This window comes from Streptomyces sp. TN58 (assembly GCF_001941845.1).
Lineage (GTDB): Bacteria > Actinomycetota > Actinomycetes > Streptomycetales > Streptomycetaceae > Streptomyces.
Genome location: NZ_CP018870.1, coordinates 1,036,699 through 1,061,827 on the forward strand (window position 1 = coordinate 1,036,699; position 25,129 = coordinate 1,061,827).

Below are 25,129 nucleotides of genomic sequence, written 5' to 3' on the forward strand. Positions count from 1 at the left end.
TGGGCAGCACCGTCTCGCTGCCTGGGCGCACTGCCATGGGGGATGTCTTGGGGGACCCGGATCCGGACCGCCGGCGCACGACCGACCAGCTGCGGGAGTCCGACGACACCGTGCGGCCCTTCCCTGCCCAGCTGAGACGTCTGCGGTTGCAACGCGGCCTGTCCCTCGCGGACCTGGCGCGCGAGACGCACTACAGCAAGGGCTACCTGAGCAAGATCGAGACCGGTGCGAAGCGGGTCACCGTCGACGTCGCACGGCGCTGCGACGACGTGTTGCGGGCGGGGGGCGAACTGCTGCGGATGGCCCGGGAAGCCGAGGCGTCCGAGGGCGGGACCGCCTCCGCCGGGGCCACCGTGGCCGGGCCGCGGCAGGAGGGCGAGTGCCCCTACCGCGGCCTGCCCGCCTTCACCGCGCGGGACGCCCGCTGGTTCTTCGGCCGGGAGCGGGCCACCGCCGAACTGGCCGAACGGGTCTTCGAGCGGATCGGCGCCGGGCCCCTGGTGCTCGTCGCCCCGTCGGGCGCCGGCAAGTCCTCCCTGCTGCACGCGGGGCTCGTACCGGCCCTGCGCGGCGGCGGCTTCCCCATGCCGGGGGCCGACACCTGGCCGGTGGTCGCGCTGACCCCCACCGCACAGCCGCTGGAGGAACTGCTCGGCCGCGCCGCGAAGGTGCTGGGGGGCGATCTCGGCATCACGGCACGGGAGTTGCGGGAGCGCCCCCGGGCCCTGCTCGAAGCGGTCCACCGGCTGTCGGAGCCGGCCCCGGCGGCCGATCCGGGCCTGCCCGCGCCGCCCCTGCGCCCGGTGCTGCTGGTCGACCAGTTCGAGGAGCTGTTCACCCTCTGCACCGACGAGGACGAGCGGCGCGCGTTCGTACGGGTGCTCCGCGAGCTGTCGGTCCCGTGCCCCGAGCCGGCCGCGCACGAGCCGGCCGTCGTGGTGCTCGGCGTGCGGGCCGACTTCTCCGGCAACTGCCTGGAGCTGCCGGAGCTGGCCCCGGTGTTCACCGGCGGGCTGTTCGTCCTGTCGCCGATGTCGCCCGCGGAGCTGCGGGAGTCGATCACCCGCCCGGCCCGGCTCGCCGGCCTCGCCCTGGAACCGGGGCTGGTCCCCCTGCTGCTGCGTGATGCCGGCCTGCGCGACGACCCGTCCGGCGGGACGACGCCCTCCGGCGCGCTGCCGCTGGTCTCCCACGCGCTGCTGGCCACCTGGCGCCGGCGCGAGGGCGCCGTCCTGACCGTCTCCGGATACGAGCGCACCGGCGGCATCCAGGGCGCCGTCGCCCGGACCGCCGAGGAGGTGTTCGGCCGCCTCCACCCCGCCGAGCAGAGCACCCTCCGCCGTGTCCTGCTGCGGCTGGTGCACGTCGCCGACGACACCGGTGCGACGCGTCGCCGGACGAGCCGGACGGCCCTGCTGGAGCAGCCGGCCGACGCCGGCCCGGCCGCCGCCGCGCTCGACGCCTTCGTACGGGCCCGGCTGATCACCATGGACAGCGACACCGTGGAGATCACCCACGAAGCCCTGCTGCACGCCTGGCCGCGGCTGCGCGGATGGATCCGCGCCGACCGGGCGGGGCTCCTGGTCCACCGGCAGCTGTCCCACGCCGCGGCCGAATGGGAGCGCGAGGGCCGCGATCCGTCGGCGCTCTACCGGGGCACCCGGTTGGAGGCCGCCCGCTCCTGGGCGGACGAACTCGGCGGCAGGGACCGGCTCGCGCCCCTGGAGGCGGCCTTCCTGCGCGAGAGCGGGGCGGTGCAGGACGGCCGTGAGCGGCAGGCCGCCCGCCAGGCGCGGCTGCGCCGGTGGATGCTGGCCACGCTGGCCGTCCTGCTGGTCCTGGCGGTGGGCGCCGGCGGGCTGGCCTACCAGCAGCGCACCGGCGCGCTCGCCCAGGAGCGGACCGCCCGCTCGCGGGCGCTCGCCCTGCAGTCGGCGGCGCTGGCCGCGGGGCAGCCGGAGGCCTCGATGCTGCTCGCCGGGGACGCGTACCGGACGGCGCGGACGAGCGAGGCGCGCGGGGCGCTGCTGAGCACGCAGTCGCAGCCGTTCCTGGCCCGCCTGCGCGGGCACGGCGGGCCGGTCAACGCGGTGGCCTTCGGGCCGGCCAACGGCGTGCTGGCGACGGGCAGTTCGGACGGTACGGTGACCCTGCGGCGGGTGTCCGACCGGCGCACGACCGCGACGTTCACGATGGCCGGCCGGGTCCGCGCGGTCGCCGTGAGCCCCGACGGCCGGACCCTCGCGGCGGTCTCCACGGACGGGCCGGCCCGGCTCTGGGACACCGCCGACGGCAGCACGAGGGCGGTGCTCCCGGCGAGTACGACGGGTTCGCGGACGGTTGTCTTCGCGCCGGACGGGCGGACCCTGGCGACCGGCTGCGCGGACGGGTCGGTGCGGCTGTGGGAGGCCTCCGGTCAGTATCGCGCCGTCGCTTCCCTGGCCGGGCACACCGGGCAGGTCAACGCCCTGTCGTTCGCCTCGGACGGGCGGACGCTGGCCTCGGCCGGCGCGGACCGGAGCGTGCGGCTGTGGGATCCGGTGGAGGCCGCGCCGCTGGCCGTGCTGTCCGGGCACACCGACGAGGTACTGGGGGTGGCGTTCGCCCCGGACGGCCGTACGGTCGCCTCCGGGGGCGTCGACCGGACCGTGAGGCTGTGGGACGTGGCCGGGCGCCGTACGACGGCGACGCTGACGGGGCACAGCGACGACGTCAACGGCGTCGCCTTCACACCGGACGGGACGACGGTGGTCAGCGCGGGCGGTGACGGTGCGACCCGGCTGTGGGACGTCGCGGGCGGCCGGCTGACGGCGACGCTCGCCGGGCACACCGACTACGTGCTCGGGGTGGCCGTGGACGGCCGGGGCGCACTCGTGGCCACCGCCGGGTTCGACCAGTCGGTGGTGCTCTGGGACCTGCGGGGCGCGGTGCTGGCGTCACGGCCGTTCACGGAGATCTGGCACGCCGCGTACAGCCCGGACGGGAAGCTGCTGGCCACCGCGGAGGCGGATCACGTGGTGCGGCTGTGGGACGTGGCGGGGCGCCGGGTCGTGGCCGCGTTCGAGGGGCACGGCGAGACGGTCTTCTCGGTGGACTTCTCGCCGGACGGCCGGACGCTGGCCTCGGCCGGATCCGACGGCACCGTCCGGCTCTGGGACGTCGCGGCGGGGGGCCCGTCGGCCACGCTGGCCGGCCAGGACGGAACGGTGTTCGCTGTGGACTTCGCGCCGGACGGGCGGACCCTGGCCTCGGCCGGATCCGACGGCACGGTCCGGCTGTGGGACGTCGCATCGCGCCGTCCGCTGGCCACACTCAGCGGGCACACGGATTTCGCCAACGACGTGGAGTTCAGCCCGGACGGGCGCACCCTGGCCAGCGCCGGCGACGATCTGACCGTCCGCCTGTGGGACGTGGCAGGACGCAGGCCGCTGGCGGCTCTTGCCGGCCACTCGGGTGCGGTCCGGGGCGTCGCCTTCAGTCCCGACGGGCGGACGCTCGCCAGCAGCGGCAACGACGGGACCGTACGGCTGTGGGACGCGCGGCGGCACCGTGTGGAGGCGGAACTGGCCGGCCACACCGGCTCGGCCCGCGGCATCGCGTTCTCCCCCGACGGCCGCACGCTCGCGAGCAGCGGCAACGACCGGAGCGTACGGCTGTGGGACGTGGCCGGCCGGCGCGCGCTGGCGGCGCTTTCCGGGCACACGAACGCCGTGTGGGGCGTCGCCTTCGCCCCGGACGGGGGGACGGTGGCGAGCAGCAGCACGGACGGCACCGTACGGCTGTGGGACCTGGACGTGGAGGCGCGGTTGGCGGTGGTCGACCGGCTGCGGGAAGGGCCGGCCGGGGCGGCGTTCCACGGCGTCCGCGCCACCCGAAGAGGGGCGTTTTCCAGCCTGATCTGACGGGTCGACCATAAAGACCCGGCCATAGTTTGGCTGAAATTCCTTTGCAGAAAATGTTGTTGAGAACCCGCCAATCGATAGTACGATTTACACCGAACATGTGCCCTTGGCAACCATCGACCGGGACCTCGACCACCCAGATCCGCCGCCGAAGGGTGCATGCCGCATTGCTGTTCACCACCGGCACCTTCAGGTGCCCGGCCGAGGTCACAAGCCTTGACGGGCGGGATACGGGCGACGCGCACATCACGCACGCCACCCGTCCTCCGCCGGCAACAACCAGGGGAGCTTTTTCGTGTCGCACATGCGCAAGATCGTCGTTGCAGCCATTGCCGTTTCTCTGACCACCGTCGGTATTACGGCCAGCGCGTCCGCGGACCCGTCGAAGGACTCGAAGGCCCAGGCCGCCGTCGCCGAGGCCGGCATCACCGGCACCTGGTACAACCAGCTCGGCTCGACCTTCATCGTGACCGCGAACGCGGACGGCAGCCTCACCGGCACCTACGAGTCGGCCGTCGGCAACGCCGAGAGCCGCTACGTCCTGACCGGCCGTTACGACAGCGCTCCGGCCACCGACGGCAGCGGCACCGCCCTCGGCTGGACGGTGGCGTGGAAGAACAACTACCGCAACGCCCACTCCGCCACCACGTGGAGCGGCCAGTACGTCGGCGGCTCCGAGGCCCGTATCAACACCCAGTGGCTGCTGACCTCGGGGACCACCGAGGCCAACGCCTGGAAGTCCACGCTGGTCGGCCACGACACCTTCACGAAGGTGAAGCCGTCAGCCGCGGCCATCGACGCCGCCAAGAAGGCCGGCGTCAACAACGGCAACCCGCTCGACGCCGTCCAGCAGTAGAAGCGTCCGGGCGCCCCCAGGGTGCCGAGACGCCGGACCGTACACGTGCGGGCGGCCCGGAGGTATCCCCTCCGGATCGCCCGCCGCCGGCGGACCCCGCCCCGGGCGGCGTCCGCGCGAGACGCGTCTCACAGGGTTTCCTCCCCGGCTGGTATTCAGCGTGATCACGACGGCTTGATACCGTCGACCGGGGGAAGGTGGAATTGACGTGATGGCAATACCCGTTGACAGTGTGGACCTGTTCGACCAGGGGTACGCGCTCGACCCGTATCCGGCGATGGCGGCGCTACGAGAACACGAACCCGTGAAGTTCGACGAGAACACGGGACTTTGGCTGATCAGCCGGTACGCGGACGTGCGCGCCATTCTGCTCGATCCGGAGAATTACCTTCCGGACAATGCGATCGACGCAATAGGAAGATTTTCCGTGCCGACGCTGCGCGTCCTTGCACGGGTCAGGTTCGACCTTCCGCAAACGCTTGCAAACAACGGTTCCGACAGCCACGCCGGCTATCGGCGCATCATGACCAGGCTGTTCAACGCCCAGGCCGTGGCCGCCTCGGTGCCGATGGTCGAGAAGGTCGTCGCGGAGGCCCTCGACGACGTCGAGCAGCGGCTCGCCGCCGACGGCGTCTGCGATCTGGCGACGACCATCGCCCGGGACGTTCCCTTCCGGGTGATGCTGCGCCTGCTCGGGCTGGAAGCGGCCATCGACGTGGACATCGACACCCTCGCCCGCTGGAGCGACGCCTCCCTTGAGCTGTTCTGGGGGCGGCCGCGCGGCGAGCGCGAGGTGGCGCTGGCCCGCGAGGCCGCCGAGTTCTACGCCTGGCTCACCGGCCTGGTGTCCCAGCCCGCGCCCGAGGAGGGCACGCTCCTCGGCGCACTGGCCGCGCACCGGCTGCCGGACGGTGAGCCGCTGGGGGTGACCCAGAAGGCGGCCGTGGTCTACTTCATGATCATTGCCGGTCAGATGACGACCACCCAGATGCTGAGCACCATGTACCGCAGGGCGCTCCGGGAACCGGGTCTGTGGCAGCGGTTCGCCGCCGAGCCGGCGGTCGTGGAACCGTGGACCGAGGAGGTGCTGCGGCGGGACCCGCCCATCACCACCTGGCGCCGCGTCACCGCCCGGCCGGTGACGCTGTCCGGTGTCGGCCTCCCGGCAGGGGCTCCCCTGCTGCTGATGCTGTCGTCCACCGGATCGGACACCGAGGTCTTCGAACACCCCGAGCAGATCTGTCCGCACCGGGCCAACGTACGCAGGCACCTGTCCTTCGGTATCGGGCGCCACCGCTGCTCCGGGGCCGAACTGGCCAGGATGGAGGCCGACGTGGTGATGCGGATGACCGCCGAGCGGCTTCCGGACCTCCGCTTCTGCGAGGGGTCCTCGCCGGAGATGCTGGCGCTGCTGTCCTTCCGCGCCCCGCTCCAGGTACTGGTGCGGCGGGGCTGACCCACCGCGCCCCGGTGCGCCCGGGGCCGGCCGATCCCGGCCGGCCCCCGAGCCGCCGTGCGCTCGGTCAAAGGCCTTACCAGGGACTGTGCTTGACCACCGTCTCGATGGCGCGGTCGATCTCCGCCTCGGTCAGGTCGGCCCGGGAGGTCAGCCGGATACGGGAGAACCGGTCGGGTACCGACGGCGGGCGGAAGCATGCCACCTTGACCCCCTCGGCCAGGCAGTCCTCCGCCCACCGCGCGGTCTGGGCCGCGGAGGGTCCGCGCACCGAGACCACGGCCGCCTGCGCGTCCGTCACCGGCAGGCCGGCCGCCCTGAGGCGTTCGGCGAGTGCCGCCGCGACCGCGCGGGTACGTGCCGGACGGTCCGGCTCGGCGCGCAGGACCCGCAGCGCCGCCAGGGCGCCGGCCGCGGAGCCCGGGGCGAGCCCGGTGTCGAAGAGGAAGCTCCGGGCCATGTTCATGACGTGGTCGACGACCCGGCGGGGGCCGATCACCGCGCCGCCCTGGGCGCCCAGGGACTTCGACAGGGTGATGGTGGTGACCACGTCGGGGCTGCCGGCCAGGCCGGCGGCGGTCACCGCGCCCTCTCCGCGCCCGCCGACGACCCCGAAGCCGTGCGCGTCGTCGACGAGGAGTCCGGCGCCCTGCCGGCGGCAGGCGTCGAGTACGGCACCGAGGTCGACGAGGTCGCCGTCGACGGAGAACACCGACTCGGTCACCGCCACCGCGCGCTGCTGCTCCCGTCCGGCGAGCACCCGTTCCAGAGCCTGCGGGTCGGCGTGCGCGGTGTCGACCACCTCGGCGCCGGAGAGGCGGTAGCCGTCGATCAGGGAGGCGTGGTTGAACGCGTCGGAGGCGATCAGGGTGCCCGGGCGGGCCAGTGCGGTCACCGCGCCCAGGTTGGCCAGGTAGCCGGAGGAGAAGACCAGCGCGGCCTCCGCCCCGGTGAACTCCGCCAGCTCCCGCTCCAGTTCGGTGTGCACCTCGGTGGTTCCGGTGGCCAGCCGGGAGCCGGTGGAGCCGGCTCCCCAGGTCAGGGAGGCGTCGGCCACCGCCCGGACCACGCCGGGGTGGCGGGTGAGGCCGAGGTAGTCGTTCCCGCCGAAGTCGATCACGTCGGGCCGGGGGCCCCGGACCTGGACCCGGCGGGTGAGGCCCGCCCGGTCCCGGCGCCGGGTGCTGTCGTCGATCCACGCGAAGACGTCGTGCGGATCGCCGTGTCGCTCTGTTTCCATCGCTTCGCTCCGAACGCTATCGGGCAGGGCCGAGGACGAGGACGCCGTTGTGGCCGCCGAAGCCGAACGACTGTGTCAGGGACGGTCCGGGTTCCCACTTCCTGCCCTCGCCCGCCACCACGTCCACGGCGAGCGCGGGATCGAGGGCGGTCAGACCGACGGTCGGGGGTATCACCGCGTGCCGCATGGACAGGAGCACCGCGACAGCCTCGAAGGCGCCGCCCGCGCCGAAGGCGTGCCCGGTGGCCCCCTTGGTGGAGGTCACCGGCGGGCAGTCGGCGAAGACCGACAGGATGGCGTTGGTCTCCGCTTCGTCGTTGCGCAGGGTTCCGGTGCCGTGGGCGTTGATCTGCCGTACGTCCTCCGGGCGCACCCCGGCGTCCTGGAGGGCCAGGCGGATGCAGCGGGCCGCGTCGGCGCCGGTGGGCGCGGGCATGGTGATGTCGTGCGCGTCGGCCGTGCTGGCCGAGCCGAGCACCTCGCCGTGGATGACCGCGCCGCGCGCCACCGCCGTGTCCCACTCCTCCAGTACGAGTACCGCGGCGCCCTCGGCGATGGCGAAGCCGTCGCGCTCCGCGTCGAAGGGCCGGGTGCGGCCGGACGGGGACAGGGCCCGCATGTTGGTGAACCCGGCGACGATGGTGGGCGTGACGGCCGCCTCGGTGCCGCCGGCGATGACCCGGTCGCAGGTGCCGTCGGCGATCATCCGTGCCGCGTGCCCGATGGCGTGGGTGGCGGCGGCGCAGGCGGTCTCCAGGCTCTCGCACGGCCCCCGCCAGCCCTGGCGCATGGCCACGGTCGCGGCGGCGGCGTTGGCCATCATCATCGGCACGAGGAAGGGGGAGACCCGCCTGCCGCCGCGCTCGTGGTGGATGACGCTCTGCCGCTCGAAGGTGCTGACTCCGGCGAGGGCCGTGGCGACGACGACGCCGCTGCGTTCGGCGTCCACCTCCGTCAGGCCCGAGTCGCGGTAGGCCATGTCGGCGGCCGCGACGGCGAACTGGGTGAACCGGTCGGTGTGCCGGGCCTCCCGGACGTCCAGCCAGGGTGACGGGTCCCAGTCGGTCAGTTCCCGGTGTCCGTCCGGGGGCGTTCGGAAGAGGCCCTCCCAGAAGGCCTCCGCCCCGGTGCCGCAGGCGCTCACGACACCGAGGCCCGTGATCGCGACGCGGCGTGCCACGTCTGTCCGGCCGCTCATCAGGCGACCAGCGAAAGGATCAGCCGGTGCAGGTCGCCGACGGTCTGGATCTCCTCGACGGACTCGTCGGGCACCGAGATGCCGAACTCCTCCTCGATGGCCATGACCAGCTCGACCTGGATGAGGCTGCTGGCGCCCAGGTCGTCGGCCAGATGCGCGTCCGGGGTCACGGACGCGGCCTTGACCTGCAGGACGTCGACGGTGCAGGTGGTGAGCCGGTCGAAAACGTCGTCGTTAGCCACGGGTGGCCAACCTCCCCCAAAATCGGATGGATTGCATAGGTTTTTTCAAAGGTTTCAAGGTCGTGCTTCGGGCACGGGCTCCCGCAGACCGCCGGCCGGCTGCCCGGCCCGGGGCTTGCGGCCCGCGCGAACCCCCGGCAGGACGGCCAGGGCCAGGGCGATCAGCTCCAGGCCCGCGCCCGTCCAAGCCAGGGCGGCCGGCGAGAGCCGGTCGAGGACCGCGCCGCCGACCGCACCGCCGAGGGCGACGCCGAGATACGACGCGGAGCTGTTGACGGAGATGGCCACGCTCGGGGCCGTCGGCGCCAGGTCCAGCACACGGTGGATGGCGGTGGGCGGTTCGGCCCAGTAGACCGTCCCCCAGGCGACCGTCACGGCGAGGAAGACGGCCACCACGGCCGCCGATCCGGAGGCGAAGAAGCTCGACAGCACCGCCAGCAGCGCCATGGCCAGGGCGACGCCCGACACCGAGGCGGTGAAGGTGCGTTGCGCCCCGATGCGGTCGCTGAGCCGGCCGCCGACCGCGTTGCCGACCGCCCCCGCGAGGCCGAACACCAGCAGGACGATGCTCACCCGGGCGTCGTCCATGCCCGTCGTGGCGCGGGTGAAGGCCGCCAGGTAGGTGAAGACGGTGAAACAGCCGGCGACCGCGAACAGGTTGGCGAGGACGGCCAGCAGCACCGGGCGCTGCGCGCCGATGCGCACCCGGTCCCGCATGCTGATCGCGGGCGGCTGCGGTACCGCCGGCAGGACCGCGAACAGGCCGACGAGGACGGGCAGGGCGAGCACCACGACCAGCGCCAGCGTCAGCCGCCAGCTGCCGAGTTGCCCGACCAGCGTGCCGCCCGGCACGCCGAGCGCCGTGGCCACGGTGAGCCCGCCGATGATCATGGAGACCGCCCGCCCCCGGTACCGCTCCCCCGCGAGCGCCGTCGCGGTGGCCGCGGCGGTGTTCATGTAGAGGGCGGCGCTGACCCCGGCGAGGATGCGGGCCGTCATCAGCGCCCCGTACGTCGGGGCGAGCGCGCCCAGGACGTTGGCGAGCAGGAAGGCCGCCATCGAACCGCGCAGCATGACGCGCCGGGACAGTCCGGCGGTCAGGGTCATCAGGACCGGTGCGCTGATCGCGTAGCTCAGCGCGAACGCGGTGACGAGCTGCCCGGCCATCGGCTCGGACACGTCCAGCTCACCGGCGATACGCGGAAGGATCCCGCTGATGACGAAGCCGTCCGTGCCGACGGCGAAGGAGCCGATTGCGAGAAGCGCCAGAATCACCTTGTGGGGCATGACGCCTCCCGGGGACCCTGCGCGGGATCACGCATGTCAGGATCGTGAATTTCCCAGCTCCCCTTTCAGGTCGAGCCGGTCTCGTGAACCGGCTTTACGAACGGGGTCGTTGTGATCAACGTACCAGCAAGCATATGCCGACACGGACGGAGCGGGCGTGAGTGCGGTCACGCCCACCGCTGGCCGAAATCACCCTCCATGTCGCCGACTTGAATGACGGCGGAAAAGTCGATTTCCGGTCAACGGCAAGCCACACGCGGTACATGTGGCCTGAAACTACCGGGTCGGTCGACGAGATCGGACGGCTTGTCAATACCTGTTTCCGCCGAAGCGGGCCGACGATCCCTCAATAATCGCTTGCGCCGACGCGGTCGGGGGTGTGACAACTGACTGGAGCCACGCCAGGGGAAGTTGACGCAGACCGCAGTGGGTTGAGTCACACGAGGATGCATATTCGGCCCGACGTGACTAGCATCGAACACCGGAACGGCCTTCCCGGACCGCGACACCGGCCATCGACCAACGGCCGATTATGAACATCCGGTGAAGATCCGAGCAGTGACAGACACAACGGGGGCTTGAAAACATGTCACTTTCATCCGCATCGCCATGCCCGGCTTCCGCCTGAGCGTGCCGTCGTGCGCTCGATTCGGCGCAATGGATTCATCCGTGAATCACCACCGATAGAAAAGTCGGTCAGCCGGTCCACCGTGCCCGAAAAGCCGGGCCGGCCGTCAAGGAGCTCGACCACATCGTGATAGACCTGCGAATCCTTCTCGTAGACAACTATGACTCCTACACGTGGAACCTCTTCCAGCTGATCTGGAAGGTGGCGGGTGTGCCGCCGGTCGTCGTACGCAATGACGAGGCGACGGCGGAAGAACTGCTCGGACAGGACTTCACCCACGTCGTGATCTCACCGGGCCCGGGCACCGCGGCCAGGGACGAGGACTTCGGGCTGTGCCGGGACCTGCTGGAGCGGGCCGCCGTGCCCGTCCTCGGGGTGTGCCTCGGCCACCAGGGCCTGGCCCTCGCCTTCGGCGGCGAGGTGCGCCACGCGCCCGAGACCGTGCACGGGCAGACCAGCGCGATCACCCACACGGGCACCGGCGTCTTCGCCGGCATCCCGCAGGGCTTCCGCGCGGTGCGCTACCACTCCCTCACCGTCACCGAGCCGCTGCCGGAGCACCTCGTCGCGACCGCCTGGTCCGAGGACGGCGTCCTGATGGGCCTGCGGCACCGCGAACGCCCGCTGCACGGTGTGCAGTTCCACCCCGAGTCGGTGGACAGCGAGTACGGCGAGGAGATCGTCGCCAACTTCCTGGGCGTCACGCCCGCGCTGCGCTGGAGCGAACTGGAGGCGGACCTCGACGCCGAGGGCCTGTTCGTGCGCGCCTTCGCCGACAGCCCGTACAGCTTCTGGCTCGACAGCTCACGCGCCGCCTACGGGATGGGCCGCTACAGCTACCTCGGCTCCTGCGCCGGCGACGGCCTGGAGGTCCTTCGGGCGTACGCGGGGGCCGGCGTCGTGGAACGCGAGACCGACGAGGCCGTGGAGCGGCTGCCCGGCACCGTCTTCGAGCACCTGCGGGCCGGCCTCGCGACCGCACCCGTACCGGTCGGCGCGTCACCGGTGCCGTTCGCCGGCGGCTACGTCGGCTACCTCGGCTACGGCGTCAAGGGAAGCGTCGGCATCGGCCGGCCCGGCAGCGGTGAGCGGCCGGACGCCGAGCTGCTCCGGGTCGACCGCTTCGTGGCCTTCGACCACGAGGCCGACCGGCGCTACCTGGTCACCGTCGGCCTGTCCGCCGAGGAGCACAACGCCTGGTGCGAGGAGGTGCGCGCTCTGGCGCGCCGCCCGCTGGTGCCCCGTCCCCGGCGCGAGAGCCCGCCCGCCGTACTGGAGCCGGGCGTCGACCGGGAGACGTACCTGCGCCACTTCGACACCGTGCGGCAGTGGCTGCACGACGGCGAGTCGTACGAGGCCTGCTACACCTACCAGATCAGCGGCACCAGCGAGGCCGACCCGCTGGAGACCTACCTGCGGCTGCGGGCCGAGAACCCGGCACCCTACGCCGCCTACGTCCGGCTCGGCGAGCGCTCGCTGCTGAGCTCCTCGCCGGAGCGGTTCGTCACGGTCGCGGGCAACGGCGAGGTGGAGGCGAAGCCCATCAAGGGCACGGCCCCCCGGCACGCCGACCCGGTGGCCGACGAGGCCGCCCGCGAGGCACTGGAGACGGACCGCAAGATCCGCAGCGAGAACCTGATGATCGCGGACCTGCTGCGCAACGACCTCGGGCAGGTCTGCGACGCCGGCACCGTCCACGTGCCCCGCCTGATGGCCGCCGAGTCCTACGCCACCGTCCACCAGCTGGTCACCACCGTGCGCGGCAGGCTGCGCTCCGACCGCGGCGCGGTCGACTGCGTGCAGGCGCTCTTCCCCGGCGGCTCGATGACCGGCGCGCCGAAGAAGCGGACGGTGGAACTCCTTGACGAGCTGGAGCCGGAGGAGCGGGGGGTCTACTCCGGCAGCCTCGGCTGGTTCGGGTTCGACGGGGCGGCGGACCAGTCCATCGTCATCCGCACCATCGTCTGGGAGGGCAAGCGCGTGCGCATCGGCGTGGGCGGAGCGCTGATCGTGCTCTCCGACGGCGAGGAGGAGTTCCAGGAGACGCGGCTCAAGGCCCGTGCGCTGCTGCGGGTCCTCGGCGTCGAGGAGCTGGACGGGGCCACATCGGGAACGGCTGCGAGGTGCCGGGGATGAGTACGGTGGAATGCGGGACGGGCGGCGGGAGCGGCTTCGAGGCGGGACCGGCCAGGCCCGACGAGGCGCAGGCGGTGGCCGACGCCGTCACCGCGCTCCTGCGGGAGCTGCGCGGGGACGCCTCGCACACGATCCCGGGGCTCGGGGCCGCGGTGGCGGACGCCATCGCCGGCCGGGACGGCGCCGGGGTGCTGGTCGCGCGGGACGAAGGGGGCCGCGTCGCCGGCGTACTGGGGTACACCACCCAGACCGCGCTGCGACTCGCCGCGCCGTACCGGCACGTCCAGGAGCTGTGGGTGGAGCCGGGCCTGCGGTCGAAGGGGGTCGCCGCCCTGCTGCTGGCCGAACTGGACGCGCTGTGCGCCGCCGACGGCGTGCGCCGGGTCGAAGTCTGCCTGCCGTCCGAGCAGTTCCCCTCCTACCCGCGGACGCTGGCCTTCTACGAGCGCTCCGGATTCCGTGCCATCGGCCCGCGCGTGATCAAGGACCTGTCATGACCCTGCATGTGGTGGTACCGGAGGAGTCCGAGGCCCTGCCGTTCACGGTCGAGCCGGGCGGCGCCCAGGTGGCCAGCAAGGAGGTGCCCGAGCGGATCCACCGGATCCTGGCCGGGCTGCTCGACGGCGGGGCGGTCCTCGCCCCGCCCGGCGCGGACGAGACGGCCCGCGCCGAACGCCTCGCCGAGGCCGTGCACGGCAAGGAACTGCTGGAGCACCTGCGCCACGGGGTGCCCGCGGGCGCGGAGTCCGTCCTGGACGACGCGTTCGCGGCGCCCGGTCTGGTGCAGGAGACGCCCGTCACCCGCGGGGTCTGGCCGGCGGCGCTGGGCGCCGCGGCCGCCGCCGTCCGGGCGGCCGGGCTGACGGCCCGCCTCGGAGAGCACGCCTACGCGCTGGTGCGGCCGCCGGGCCACCACGCGGGGCCCGGCTGGTACGGCGGGTACTGCTTCCTGAACAACGCCGTCATCGCCGCCCGGACCCTCCAGGAGGAGGGCGCCTCCCGGGTCGGCATCCTCGACGTCGACTACCACCTGGGCAACGGCACGCTCGCCTGCGTCCAGGGCGATCCGACGCTGCCGTTCGCGTCGGTGCACTCCACCCGGCCCGACGACTTCCCGTACTCCTTCGAGCCGGGCCCCGGCCTCTTCGGGGCGGGGGCCGACCCCGGCCCGGAGGGGTTCGCGGCGCTCGTCGGGGACGCCCTGTCGCATCTGCGCGGCCACGGCGCCGAGGCCCTGGTCGTCTCGGTCGGCTTCGACGTGCTCGGGGGCGACCCGCACGGCTCCTGGAGCCTCGCGCCGGAGGTGTTCGGTCCCGTCGCCGCGCTGGTGGCGGAGCAGCGGCTGCCCACCGTCTTCGTCCAGGAGGGCGGATACGGACTCCCGTCCCTGCGCGGCGCGGCCCGCGCCCTGGCATTGGAGGCCTCGCGATGAACGCGACCCCCGAAGAGGTCCTGCGGCCGTTCCGCGAACGGCTGGAGGCACTGGACCAGCAGCTCGCGGAACTCGTCGCGGCCCGTCTGGCCGTCTGCTGCGAGGTGGCCGAGGCCAAGCGGGCCAACGGCATCCCGATGATGCAGCCGCAGCGGGTCACCGCGGTCCGCGAGGCGTACGCGGCCCGGGGCGAACGGCTGGACCTCTCCCCCGACTTCATGCGCTCCCTGGCGACCTTGCTCATCGACGAGGCCTGCCGCCTGGAGGACGAGATCATCGACTCTCCCCCGGCGGCCGGCGCGGAGGCACTGCGATGACCCTGACCTTCACCACCCTCGGCCCCGAGGGAAGCTGCCACGAGAACGCCGTGCGCAACTACCTCGCCTTCCAGGGCATCGGGGACGACGCGAAGATCGACCTCACCATCGACCTGCACGAGGGCCTGGAGCGGGTGCGCCGGAGCGAGTCCGACTACCTCGTCCAGTGCAGCGCCCACCCCGAGGTGCACCTGCTCACCGAGCGGTACTTCGAAGAGGTCCACGTGGTGGACACCTTCATCCACCCCACGAAGGAACTGGTCCTCCTCAGCCGCGCCGACGTCGAGCGGCCCCGGTCGATCGGGCTGGTCCCGGCGACCGCCGGCTACGTCGACGTGTCGCAGTGGGAGGAGGTCGTACCCGTGGCGTCCAAGCCGGTGGTCGGCGCCGGACTGCTGGCCGGGGCGTACGAGTCCGGGCTCACGCACCTGGAGTACCTGGAGAAGTCGGACGGGGCGCTGCGCCTGGACCGCTACATCGGCGCGGTGACCACCACCTGGGTGGTCTACGGACGCCGCCCCCGGTTCTCCGGTGACGTCATCGGCACCAAGTGCCGCGCATACCTGCTGGGAGAGGACGTATGAGCGAGACCGCACCCGCCGCGCGGAGGATCCGCGTCTGCGACACCACCCTGCGCGACGGCGAGCAGACCTGCGGTGTGGCCTTCCAGGTCGAGGAGAAGGTGCGGATCGCCCGTCTCCTGGACGAGATGGGCGTCGACGTCATCGACGCCGGCTTCCCGGCCTCCTCGCAGGCCGACCAGGACGCCGTGCGCGGCATGGCCGAGCTGGGGCTGAACGCGCGCGTCGTGGCGTTCTGCCGGCCGAACCGCGCCGAGATCGACCTGGCCAGGGCCTGCGGCGCGAACGCGATCTACACCTTCCTCCCCACCTCCGACGTGCACATGCGGGTCAAGTTCGGCGGTACGGACAGCTCGGTGCGCGACCGCCTCAAGCGGGAGATGGCCGACGGCGTCGCCTATGCCAAGGACCTCGGCATGTACGTCGGCTGCGGGTCGGAGGACGCCACCCGGACCCCGTACGACTACCTGGAGGAGGTCCTCGTACTCGCCCAGGAGAGCGGCGCGGACCTGGTCGGTGTCGCGGACACCGTCGGCTCGACCACTCCCGACGCCTTCCGTGCGCTCATCGGGCGGCTGCGCTCGAAGATCCACGTGACGCTCTCGCTGCACTGCCACAACGACTTCGGCCTGGCCACGGCCAACACCGTCGCCGGCATCCTCGGCGGCGCCGACGAGGTCCAGTGCACGGTCAACGGGCTCGGCGAGCGCGCCGGCAACGCCTCCCTGGAGGAGGTCGTGGTGGCCCTCACCCAGCTGTACGGCTTCGAGACGAACATCGACCTGTCCCGGCTCAAGCCCATGTCGAACCTGATCGCCGACCTGTCCGGCATCGAGGTCAGCCCCATGAAGCCGATCGTCGGCGGGAACGCCTTCTCGCACGAGTCCGGCCTGCACGTGTCCTCCGTGATGAAGGACTCCACCGCCTACGAGCCGCTGCGGCCCGAGCTGGTGGGCCACACGCGGCGGATCGTCATGGGCAAGCACTCCGGGAAGGGCATCATCTCGCACGTCCTGGACAAGCACGGGCTGGCCTACGACGACCAGGTCCTCGGGGCGGTCCTGCGCGAGGTCAAGGAGGCGTCCGTGCTGACGAAGTCGAGCGTCACCGAGGCTCAGGTCGTCGCGATCTACCACGAGCGAACGGCCATGGCGGTATGAGCGAAGAGCACGACACCGGCGCCTGGTTCGCGGACCAGGCGTTCTGGAGGGACTTCTACCCCCATCTGTTCTCGGCGGAGCGGGCCGCGCAGGCGGTGCGGATCGTGGAGCGGTCCCCGCTGTTCCGCTTCCCGTCCGGTGCCCGTGTGCTGGACCTGTGCTGCGGGCCGGGCCTGTTCACCGTTCCGCTGGCCCGGGCCGGGCACAGGGTCACTGGCGTGGACCTGAGCGCGCCGCTGCTGGAGCGGGCCCGGGCCGGCAGCCGGGACGCGGGCGTCGACGTCCGGTTCGTGGAGGCGGACATGCTGGCCTTCGCCGAGCCGGAGGCGTTCGACGCCGCCGTCAACATGTTCACGTCGTTCGGGTATCTGGACCGGCACGAGGACAACGTCCAGGTGCTGCGCAACCTGCACGCCAGCCTCGCTCCGGGCGGAACCCTGCTCGTCGACGTCGTAGGCAAGGAGGTCCTCGCGCGCCGCGACGAACGCGTCTCCCTGTCCGAGCTGGACGGGAGGGTGCTGGTCCAGCGGGACACCGTCCTCGACGACTGGAGCCGGCTGCGCAGCGACTGGTACTCGATCGAGGGCTCGCGCGCGGCCACCGGATCGATGACCATCCACCTCTACAGCGCGGCCGAACTGCGGGACATGCTGCGCCGCGCGGGCTTCGCAGAGGTCCGCTTCCACGGGGACTACGACGGCGGACCGTACGACCACCGGGCCGAGCGCCTGATCGCGGTCGCCACGAAGGGCGTGGACGTCCGTGGGGGCTGAGGTCGTGGTGGTGCGGTCGGCGTCCGCCGTCGGCCGTGAGGGGTGGGACGCGCTGGTCCCGCCGGAGCAGGTGTACCTCTCGTACGACTGGCTGCGCGCGGTCGAGGAGTGCTTCGGCTTCGAACTGGTGCTGTTTCTGCTGCGGGACGGCGGGCGCACGGTGGCCGGCGTACAGGGCCTGCTGGTGCGGGACCCGGACGCGTTCCCGTACCACGATCCGGCGGGCGCCCTGTTCGGCGACTACGAGATGGACCACCTCCGGCAGGCGCTGGCACGCGACCGGTCGCCGCGGGAGTCGGCCGACGCGGGCGCGCTGCTCGCCGCGGTCGTGCGCGCCGAGGCCGCGCACACGCGTGCGGCGGCCTATCCGGCGCTGGTGATGACCAGTCCGTACGGGTACGCGAGCGACGTGCTGACCCTGCCCGGGACCGACCGGGAGGCCGCGATCGGCGAACTGCTCGCCGCCGTGGAGGCGTTCTGCCGCACCGAGCGGATCCCCTCGCAGTCCTTCCTGTGGGAGTCCGGCGGGGACGCGGAGCTGCACCGGGCGCTCGCCGGCCACGGCTACCTGGAGTTCCTCTCCGACCTGGAGTACCACCTCGACACCGCGTCCTGCGGCTCGCTGGAGGAGTACCTGGAGACCCTGGAACGCAAGCGGCGTACGGCCGCCCGCGCCGAGATCCGCAAGTTCGGCGAGGCCGGGCTGCGTGTGGAGCGGATCGCGGACCCCGACCCCGCGGTGATCGCCCGCTGCGCCGAACTGTCCGAGGGGCAGCAGAAGAAGTACGGGCTGCCCGTCGACCGCGGCGCGATGGAGCGGCTGTTCACCGCGCTGCTGGCCGCCCCGGCGCTGGGCCCCTCGCTGTTCGTGGTGCGGCGGCACGGCGCGCAGGGCCCGGACGTCTCGGGCTTCCTGCTCTGCCTGGAGGCCGGCGGCGTCCTGCACCCCAAGTTCCTCGGCTTCGACGCCGCCGCCGTCGGGGCCGGCTATGCCTACTTCAACCTCGTCTTCTACCACCAGGTCGAGCGGGCGGTGGCGGGCGGCGCCCGCCGCGTCTCGTACGGCATGGGTTCGGCGGACGCGAAGCGGCTGCGCGGCTGCCGCCCGGCCCCGGTGCGCGGATGGATCCGGTTCTCCTCGCCGGCGGCGCAGCGGCGGATCGAGCCGTACGTCGCCGTCTTCGACTGCCTCAAGAAACAGCTTCTCGGCGACCAGGACGGACGCGTTCAGCGATGACTCTCGTAAAACAGCTCTTCGAGCACAAACTCGGCCGTCCCGTCAGCACCGGCGAGGTCGTGGACCTGCCGTTCGACCTGTGCTGGGGCAGCGAGATGACCGTCAAGTGGGCCCTGGACATCCTGCGCGACTCCGGCTTCGACGACGCGTACATCGCCGCGGGCCTCGCCGCGCAGCGGGAGAAGACCGCCTTCGTCTTCGACCACGTGGTCCCCACCCACACCGCCTCGATGGCCTCGATCCTCGTGGAGCTGCGGCGCTTCGCGCGCGAGCACGGGATCAGGGTGTTCGACGTGGGCTACGACGGCGGCATCCAGCACAAGATCCTCATCGAGCAGGGTCTGATCCGCCCCGGCGACGTCGCGGTCGGCGCGGACTCGCACAGCTGCACCGCGGGCGCGATCGCCTCGCTCGCGACCGGCATCGGCTCCACGGACCTGGCGGTGGCGCTGGTCCGGGGCAGCTGCTGGATGCGGGTGCCTGAGGCGACGCTGGTCCGCTTCCACGGGAGCCTGCGCCCGCACGTCCAGGGCAAGGACGTGGCGCTGTACCTGTGCGGCCTGATCGGCGTGCACGGGGCGGTCTACCGCAGCCTGGAGTTCGGCGGACCGGGTCTGGCGTCCCTCGCGGTCACCGACCGGCTGTCGCTGAGCAACATGGCGGTGGAGATGGGCGCCAAGTACGGCCTGTTCCCCACGGACGGGGTGCTCGCCGACTACCTCGGCGACGGGGTGGAGTACCCGTCCTTCACCGTCGACGAGGACGACGCCGGGTACGCCGACGTGATCGACGTCGACCTGGGCCTGATCGAGCCGACGGTCGCGCTGCCGTTCTCCCCGGACAACGCCGTGGGCACCCACCAGCTCCGGCACCTGCTGCGCAACTGGGACGAGTACAAGGACCGCGAGGACCTGATGACCGGTGTGGCGCCGCTGGCCCGCAGGGCCGACGAGAACGGCGCGATACCCGTGGACCAGGTCTTCATCGGCTCCTGCACCAACGGCCACCTGGAGGACCTGCGGGTCGTGGCGGACGTGCTGCGCGGCAGGCGCGTCCACGAGGGGGTGCGCACCATCGTCATCCCGGCCTCCCAGAAGGCCTACCGGGCGGCGATGAAGGAGGGCCTGATCGACGTGCTGATCGAGGCGGGCTGCTATGTGGAGTCCTCCAGCTGCGGTCCGTGCATCGGCATCAAGTCGGGTGTGCTCGGCAAGGGGGAGGTCGCCGTCTTCACCTCCAACCGGAACTTCCGCGGCCGGTGCGGTGACGTCGACGCCAGTGTCGTCCTCGCCAGCCCGGCCGTCGCCGCGCGGGCCGCGCTGACCGGTGTGCTCGCCCCGATCGGCGACCGGAGCGACTACTACGCCGACGAGGACGCGCTGCGGAGCGGCATCGAGGAGCTGTTCGCGCTCCACGCGGCGCGCGAGGGCCGGGCCCCGCTCACGGACGCCGCGGACGAGGTCCCCGCCCCGGCCGAGGCCCCGGGCGGGGGCGGGGCTGGGGGCGGCGGAAGCCGGGCCTGGGTGTTCGGCGACCACGTCAACACCGACGTGATCCTGCCGGGTGTGTTCTGCCAGATCCCCGACCCCGCCGAGTACAAGAAGCACATCATGGCCCACGCGGGCAACCAGCCGTTCCTCGACCACTACGCGGCATCCGGGCACGACCTGCGCGGCTCGGTGATCGTCGGCGGGATGAACTTCGGCTGCGGCTCCTCCCGCGAGAACGCCCCGATGGGCATCAAGGCGTCCGGCGCGCCCTTCGTCGTCGCGCACAGCTTCGCCCGGATCTTCTTCCGCAACGCCCTCAACATCGGCCTCAGGCTGGTGGAGGTCGGGGAGTTCGCGTACGAGATCCGGGAGGGCGACCGGCTGGTCGTCGACGACGAGCGCGGCGAGCTGCTCAACGTCACCCGGGGGACGTCCGCACCCATCGCCCCGCCCTCCGCGTTCGAGCGGGAGCTGCTCGACGCGGGCGGCCTCGTCGCCCACGCCGGCGCGCAGGTACGGGCGGAGCAGGTCCGGGCGGAAGCGTCGGCCGTATGAATACCGTCGCGGTCATCCCGGGAGACGGCATCGGACCCGAGGTCATGGCCGAGGTGCTGAAGGTGCACGCGGTGGTCGAGGACGTCTTCGCCACCGGCCTGAAGACCGAGGTGCTGCCCTACAGCGCCGACTGGTTCCTGGAGCACGGGGACGTCGAGATCGACATCCAGGCGATCCGCCGCGACCACCGGGCGGTGCTGCTCGGGGCGCTCGGCGACGCCCGGATCCCCGACAACCGGCACGCGGTCCGCGTCATCGGCGGACTGCGCCAGCAGCTCGAACTGGGCGTGAACCTGCGCCCGGTGCGCCTGCGCACGCTCGCGCACTGCCCCCTCAAGCACGTGCGCGCGGTCGAGGACGTCGACCTCGTCATCGTGCGGGAGAACACCGAGGACGTGTACGTGGGCGTGGGCGGCACGGTCCGCGGCGGCGGCCCCGGCCATGTCGCGATGGAGGTCGGCGTCCACACCCGCTGGGCGGTGGACCGGGTGGTCACGGCCGCCTTCGAGCTGGCCCGCTCCCGGCGCCGCCGGCTCACCCTGGTGGACAAGAGCAACGCCATGCCGAGCGCCGGCCCGCTGTGGCAGGGCCGGTTCCGCGCGATCGCCGCGTCCTACCCCGACGTGGAGTGCGACCACCTGTACGTCGACGCCGCCGCCATGGAGTTGATCCGCGACCCGGCCCGCTTCGACGTGGTGGTGGCCGGCAACCTCTTCGGGGACATCCTCAGCGACGAGGCCTCCATGCTCGCCGGCGGCCTCGGCGTCGCGCCCTCGGCGAGCTACGACCCCGAAGACACCGGCTTCGCCGGCGTGTTCGAGGCGGTACACGGCAGCGCCCCCGGTCTGGTGGGCACGGGCCGCGCCAACCCGCTGGCCTCCGTCATGAGTTATTCGCTGATGCTGGACCGTATGGGGCTGCGCGCGGCGCACGCCGCCGTGGAGCGCGCCGTCGACGAGGTGCTGTGCGGGGACCTGCTGACCCCCGACCTGGGCGGCACCGCTCGCACCGGCGAGGTGGGCGACCTGATTTGCCGGGCGGTCGCCCGGCACGACAAGGACTGAGAAGGATGAACGAACCAGCGAAGCTGATGTGGTGGCAGGGCAGCGTGGTCCCCGCCGGGGACACCGCCCTGACCCTCGCCAACCACAGCCTCCACTACGGGCTCTGCGTCTTCGAGGGCGTCTCCGCGTTCCCGTCGGCGGAGGGCGGCCACCACGTCTTCCGGCTCGACGAGCACATGGCCCGGTTCGCCGAGTCGTGCCGCCTCGTGGGGATCTCGCTCGGGCAGACGCCCGCCGAGCTGGCGGCCGCCTGCCACGAGACGCTGACCGCCAACGGCCTGCGCCGGGCCTATCTGCGTCCCCTCGCCTTCCTCGGGGACGGGGTGCTCGGTCTGGCGGCTCCCGGCACCGAGGCGCAGGTGGCCGTGCTGGCCTTCGACGTCTCGTCCTTCGACTCGGTGATCCGCGCGCAGCAGCCGCGGCTGACCCTGTCGCCGGTCGCCCGGCTCAGCCCGCACGCCTTCCCGACCAAGGCGAAGGTCTCCGCCGGCTACCTGGGCTCCCGGCTCGCCTGGATGGACGCCCGGCAGCGCGGCTTCGACGACGCCCTGCTGCTGGACGACGCGGGCTTCGTCGCCGAGTGCACCGTGCAGAACGTCTTCGGCGTGCGCGGCCGTACGCTGCTGGTGCCCGACTCCCCCGCCGCGCTCGACGGCATCACCGTGGACTCCGTGATCGGGATCGCGGGCGGCCTCGGCTACGAGGTGGACCGCGGCCCGCTGACGGCCGCGGACCTGTGGGCCTGCGAGGCGCTGTGCGTGGCCAGCACCGCCGGCGGGGTGCGCCCCGTACGGTGCGTGGACGACATCGTCTTCGACACGGACAACGCCGTGGCCGCCGAGATCATCCGGGCGTACCGGCAGGCCGAACTGGGCCTGCTGCCCGGCCACGAGCGGTGGGCGGCCCGACCGTGAGCGACACCGGCAGCCGCGTACGCGGCGACGTACGCGTGGTCGACGTGTACGGCACCCTCCCGGCAAAGGTGCGCGGCCGGATCGACGCGCTCGGCCGGGAGCACTGGCGGCGGGCCCACGCCGGTGTCCCGCGCCCTGCGGACTCCTGGTGCCCCACCCGTCCGCTGATGCTGGACGCCGACGCGTTCGCCCTGGTCGGCGCGGTCGCCGACCGCGCTGCGGGCCTGGTGCTGGAGGCCTGCCGGCGCCGGGCGTCGACGGCCGGGGAGCTGCTGGACGCGCTTTCCATGCCTCTCAGCCAGTTCCCGCTGCTCGACCCGGCGGAGCCGCTCACCGAGCGGCTGCTGACCTCGGTGCGCGCGGACGTGATGGTCGAGCGGGGCGTGCCCAGGGTCGTCGAGCTCAACATCGACGGGGCGATCGGCGGGGCCATCGAGGCCGACCTCGTCGCCGGGCAGTTCCAGGAGGTCTACGCCGGCCCGGCAGCCTCCGGGCCGGAGCCGTCGGGGAGCCCGCTGCGCACCCCGCCGTCCGCGGTCGACGCGTTCTTCACCGAGCTGGTCGCCTTCCTCGGCCTGGCCGAGGGCGACTGCCTCGTCGTACCGGTCTTCCGCGAGGACGGCCACGACCACCTGGCGGACCCCGACGACTTCATCGCCTTCCTCGCCCCCATGGCCGAACGGGGCAAGGCCCACGGCATCACCGTGGTCGGCTACCCGCTGGACGGGCTGACCCTCGACGACCGGCAGCGGCTGCGGGCCGGCGAGCACGTCGCGCGCGGGGTGTTCCGCCTCTTCCTGCCCGTCGAGCAGGCCGGTCCCGGGCTCGACGCCCTGGGCGCGGCGCTGCGGGCGGGCACGGCCCGCATGTACACCCCGGAGGCGACCAGCCCGGTCAGCGACAAGCGGGTGCTGGCCTGGCTCTGGCAGGACCTGGGCCTGCTCGGCGCGGACGACCGGGACTTCGTACGCCGGCACGTGCCGCACACGGTGATCGCCGGGGAGGGGGCCCTGGACGGGGACCGGGCCTCGCTGGTGCTCAAGCCCGGTGACGGCTACGGCGGTGCCGGAGTGACCCTGGGCCGCTCGGTGGGTGAGGAGGAGTGGCGGGAGCTGGTCCTGGCGGCCGCCGGGACGGGCGACCACATCCTCCAGCGGGTGGTGGAGGCCGACCTCGTCACCTTCGATTTCGCACACGGGACCACCGGGGAGATCCGCAGCGCCGCCGTCCCCTGCGTCCTGGGGCCGATGGTGTACGGCCGCGGGCTCTCGGGTATCTACGTCCGGCACGGCACTCCCAGGCCGGGCGTCCTCGTCAACACGCACCAGGGCGCTGCCTCCAACAGCGTGCTGATCGCGAAGAGCCCGACGGCCGGACGATGAGCGCCGAGGGGTCCCGCGCCCCCACCCTGCTGGCTCCGCTGCGGCAGCGGAACTTCCGCTGCCTCGCGGGCGGCCGCATGGCCACGTACTTCGCCAACGCCATGGCGCCGATCGTGCTCTCCTTCGCGGTGCTCGACCTGACGGGGTCGCTGATCGACCTCGGGATCGTGGTCGGGGCACGGTCGGTGGCCAATGTGGCGCTGCTCCTGTTCGGCGGGGTGATCGCCGACCGGCTGCCGCGCCGGCTGGTGCTCCAGGGGTCGAGTGTGGCGGCCGGGCTGGCCCAGGCCGTGATCGCGGCGAGCGTGCTGTTCGGCTTCGCCTCGATCCCGGTGCTGGTCGTCATCAGCGTGATCAACGGCATGGTGTCGGCGGTGTCCCTTCCGGCGGCGGCCGCCCTCGTACCGCAGACCGTCCCGCACGAGATGATCCGGCCGGCCAACGCGGTCGTCCGGATGGCCGTCAACGCGGGCATGGTCCTCGGCGCCTCCACCGGCGGCATCGTCGTCGGCCTCGCGGGCCCCGGCTGGGGCATCGCCGTGAACGCGGGGGTGTTCCTGCTGGCGGGGCTGTGCTTCGCCGGACTGCGGGCGGCGGGGACGCCGCCGGTGCCGGCCGGCCCGGCCCGGCCGCTGGCCGAACTGCGCGAGGGCTGGAAGGAGTTCACCTCCCGCACCTGGGTGTGGGTGGTGGTGCTCCAGTTCCTGGTCATCAACGCGGTGGTCGCCGGCGGGCTCCAGGTCCTCGGACCGACCATCGCCGACCAGTCCTTCGGCCGGACGACCTGGGGGCTGCTGCTCGCCTCGCAGACGGCCGGCGCGTTCGCGGGCGGCTTCCTCGCGGCCCGCACCCGGCCCCGCCACGCCCTGCGGATCGGGGCGGCCGTCGGGGCGTTCGAGGCGGTGCCGCTGCTCGCCCTGGGGACGACCTCGCACGTCGCCGTGCTGGCGGGCGCGATGTTCGTCAACGGTGTGGCCCTGGAACAGCTGGCCGTCGCCTGGGACGTGTCCCTCCAGGAGAACATTCCGCAGGAGCGGCTGGCCCGGGTCTACTCCTACGACGCGCTCGGCTCCTTCGTGGCCATCCCGATCGGGGAGGTGGCGGCGGGCCCGGTCGCGCTGCACGCGGGCATCGACACCACGCTCGTGGCCGGCGCCGTCCTCGTCGTCGCGGCCACCGGTTTCGCCCTGTGCAGCTCCAGCGTGCGCCGCCTCACCGTGAAACCGGCCGCGCCGCCGCGGCAGCCCGCCGGGGAGGCGGCCGCATGACCCCGGCAGCC

Annotated in this window: 20 protein-coding genes; 16 read left to right on the forward strand and 4 right to left on the reverse strand. The window is 72.8% G+C overall.

Annotation, left to right across the window (positions count from 1 at the left end; genetic code table 11):
* Positions 1–35 precede the first annotated feature (35 nt).
* The 3 genes from BSL84_RS04725 (at position 36) to BSL84_RS04735 (ending at position 6,214) form a co-directional block, all read left to right on the forward strand.
* On the forward strand, positions 36–3,902 hold the full coding sequence (locus BSL84_RS04725; RefSeq protein WP_079273126.1) for an NACHT and WD repeat domain-containing protein: 3,867 nt from the start codon (positions 36–38) through the stop codon (positions 3,900–3,902).
* A gap of 304 nt (positions 3,903–4,206) precedes the next feature.
* Complete coding sequence (locus BSL84_RS04730; RefSeq protein ID WP_030030699.1) at positions 4,207–4,758, forward strand: streptavidin; 552 nt, start codon at positions 4,207–4,209, stop codon at positions 4,756–4,758.
* Between the two features lie 211 nt (positions 4,759–4,969).
* Positions 4,970–6,214, forward strand: coding sequence for a cytochrome P450 (locus BSL84_RS04735; RefSeq protein ID WP_079273127.1), 1,245 nt, complete (start codon positions 4,970–4,972; stop codon positions 6,212–6,214).
* A gap of 76 nt (positions 6,215–6,290) precedes the next feature.
* On the opposite strand, the gene BSL84_RS04740 is transcribed toward BSL84_RS04735, so the two are convergent.
* From BSL84_RS04740 to BSL84_RS04755, 4 genes are read right to left on the reverse strand one after another with little or no spacing between them, the layout of a single operon-like run.
* Positions 6,291–7,454 carry an 8-amino-7-oxononanoate synthase gene (locus BSL84_RS04740; protein WP_045320976.1) on the reverse strand — a complete coding sequence of 388 codons (1,164 nt, stop codon included), beginning with the start codon at positions 7,452–7,454 and terminating at the stop codon, positions 6,291–6,293.
* Between the two features lie 16 nt (positions 7,455–7,470).
* On the reverse strand, positions 7,471–8,652 hold the full coding sequence (locus tag BSL84_RS04745; RefSeq protein ID WP_030028929.1) for a beta-ketoacyl-[acyl-carrier-protein] synthase family protein: 1,182 nt from the start codon (positions 8,650–8,652) through the stop codon (positions 7,471–7,473).
* On the reverse strand, positions 8,652–8,894 hold the full coding sequence (gene acpP / locus BSL84_RS04750; protein WP_030028928.1) for an acyl carrier protein: 243 nt from the start codon (positions 8,892–8,894) through the stop codon (positions 8,652–8,654). Before acpP ends, BSL84_RS04745 begins: the two co-directional genes overlap by 1 nt.
* Before the next feature lie 54 nt (positions 8,895–8,948).
* A complete protein-coding gene (locus BSL84_RS04755; RefSeq protein WP_079273128.1) occupies positions 8,949–10,181 on the reverse strand; it encodes an MFS transporter in 1,233 nt (410 codons plus the stop codon).
* 754 nt (positions 10,182–10,935) lie between these two features.
* On the opposite strand from BSL84_RS04755, the gene pabB reads away from it, so the two are divergent.
* The 13 genes from pabB to BSL84_RS04820 are packed head-to-tail and all read left to right on the forward strand — an operon-like array spanning position 10,936 to position 25,118.
* Entirely contained in the window at positions 10,936–12,945 is a 2,010-nt protein-coding gene (pabB, locus tag BSL84_RS04760; protein ID WP_234363411.1) for an aminodeoxychorismate synthase component I, read from the forward strand.
* Complete coding sequence (locus tag BSL84_RS04765) at positions 12,942–13,442, forward strand: GNAT family N-acetyltransferase (protein WP_052680436.1); 501 nt, start codon at positions 12,942–12,944, stop codon at positions 13,440–13,442. The genes pabB and BSL84_RS04765 overlap by 4 nt, the downstream gene beginning before the upstream one ends.
* Positions 13,439–14,377 (forward strand): hypothetical protein, encoded by a 939-nt coding sequence (locus tag BSL84_RS04770; protein WP_075969880.1) that lies wholly within the window; start codon positions 13,439–13,441, stop codon positions 14,375–14,377. Before BSL84_RS04765 ends, BSL84_RS04770 begins: the two co-directional genes overlap by 4 nt.
* Positions 14,374–14,694 (forward strand): chorismate mutase, encoded by a 321-nt coding sequence (locus BSL84_RS04775; RefSeq protein WP_045320977.1) that lies wholly within the window; start codon positions 14,374–14,376, stop codon positions 14,692–14,694. The genes BSL84_RS04770 and BSL84_RS04775 overlap by 4 nt, the downstream gene beginning before the upstream one ends.
* Positions 14,691–15,278 carry a hypothetical protein gene (locus tag BSL84_RS04780; protein WP_030031041.1) on the forward strand — a complete coding sequence of 196 codons (588 nt, stop codon included), beginning with the start codon at positions 14,691–14,693 and terminating at the stop codon, positions 15,276–15,278. The genes BSL84_RS04775 and BSL84_RS04780 overlap by 4 nt, the downstream gene beginning before the upstream one ends.
* Positions 15,275–16,435, forward strand: coding sequence for a LeuA family protein (locus tag BSL84_RS04785; protein ID WP_075969881.1), 1,161 nt, complete (start codon positions 15,275–15,277; stop codon positions 16,433–16,435). Before BSL84_RS04780 ends, BSL84_RS04785 begins: the two co-directional genes overlap by 4 nt.
* Positions 16,432–17,208 (forward strand): class I SAM-dependent methyltransferase, encoded by a 777-nt coding sequence (locus tag BSL84_RS04790; protein ID WP_030031039.1) that lies wholly within the window; start codon positions 16,432–16,434, stop codon positions 17,206–17,208. Before BSL84_RS04785 ends, BSL84_RS04790 begins: the two co-directional genes overlap by 4 nt.
* The gene (locus BSL84_RS04795) at positions 17,198–18,445 is read left to right on the forward strand and encodes a GNAT family N-acetyltransferase (protein ID WP_075969882.1); all 1,248 of its coding nucleotides are present in this window, start codon (positions 17,198–17,200) and stop codon (positions 18,443–18,445) included. Before BSL84_RS04790 ends, BSL84_RS04795 begins: the two co-directional genes overlap by 11 nt.
* The gene (locus BSL84_RS04800) at positions 18,442–20,490 is read left to right on the forward strand and encodes an aconitase family protein (RefSeq protein WP_052680439.1); all 2,049 of its coding nucleotides are present in this window, start codon (positions 18,442–18,444) and stop codon (positions 20,488–20,490) included. The genes BSL84_RS04795 and BSL84_RS04800 overlap by 4 nt, the downstream gene beginning before the upstream one ends.
* A complete protein-coding gene (locus tag BSL84_RS04805) occupies positions 20,487–21,554 on the forward strand; it encodes an isocitrate/isopropylmalate dehydrogenase family protein (RefSeq protein ID WP_030028129.1) in 1,068 nt (355 codons plus the stop codon). Before BSL84_RS04800 ends, BSL84_RS04805 begins: the two co-directional genes overlap by 4 nt.
* A gap of 5 nt (positions 21,555–21,559) precedes the next feature.
* Complete coding sequence (locus BSL84_RS04810; protein WP_051873149.1) at positions 21,560–22,468, forward strand: aminotransferase class IV; 909 nt, start codon at positions 21,560–21,562, stop codon at positions 22,466–22,468.
* Positions 22,465–23,850 (forward strand): hypothetical protein, encoded by a 1,386-nt coding sequence (locus BSL84_RS04815; protein ID WP_159393503.1) that lies wholly within the window; start codon positions 22,465–22,467, stop codon positions 23,848–23,850. Before BSL84_RS04810 ends, BSL84_RS04815 begins: the two co-directional genes overlap by 4 nt.
* Positions 23,847–25,118: an MFS transporter gene (locus BSL84_RS04820; protein ID WP_037661714.1), complete on the forward strand. Its 1,272-nt coding sequence runs from the start codon at positions 23,847–23,849 to the stop codon at positions 25,116–25,118. The genes BSL84_RS04815 and BSL84_RS04820 overlap by 4 nt, the downstream gene beginning before the upstream one ends.
* Positions 25,119–25,129 lie beyond the last annotated feature (11 nt).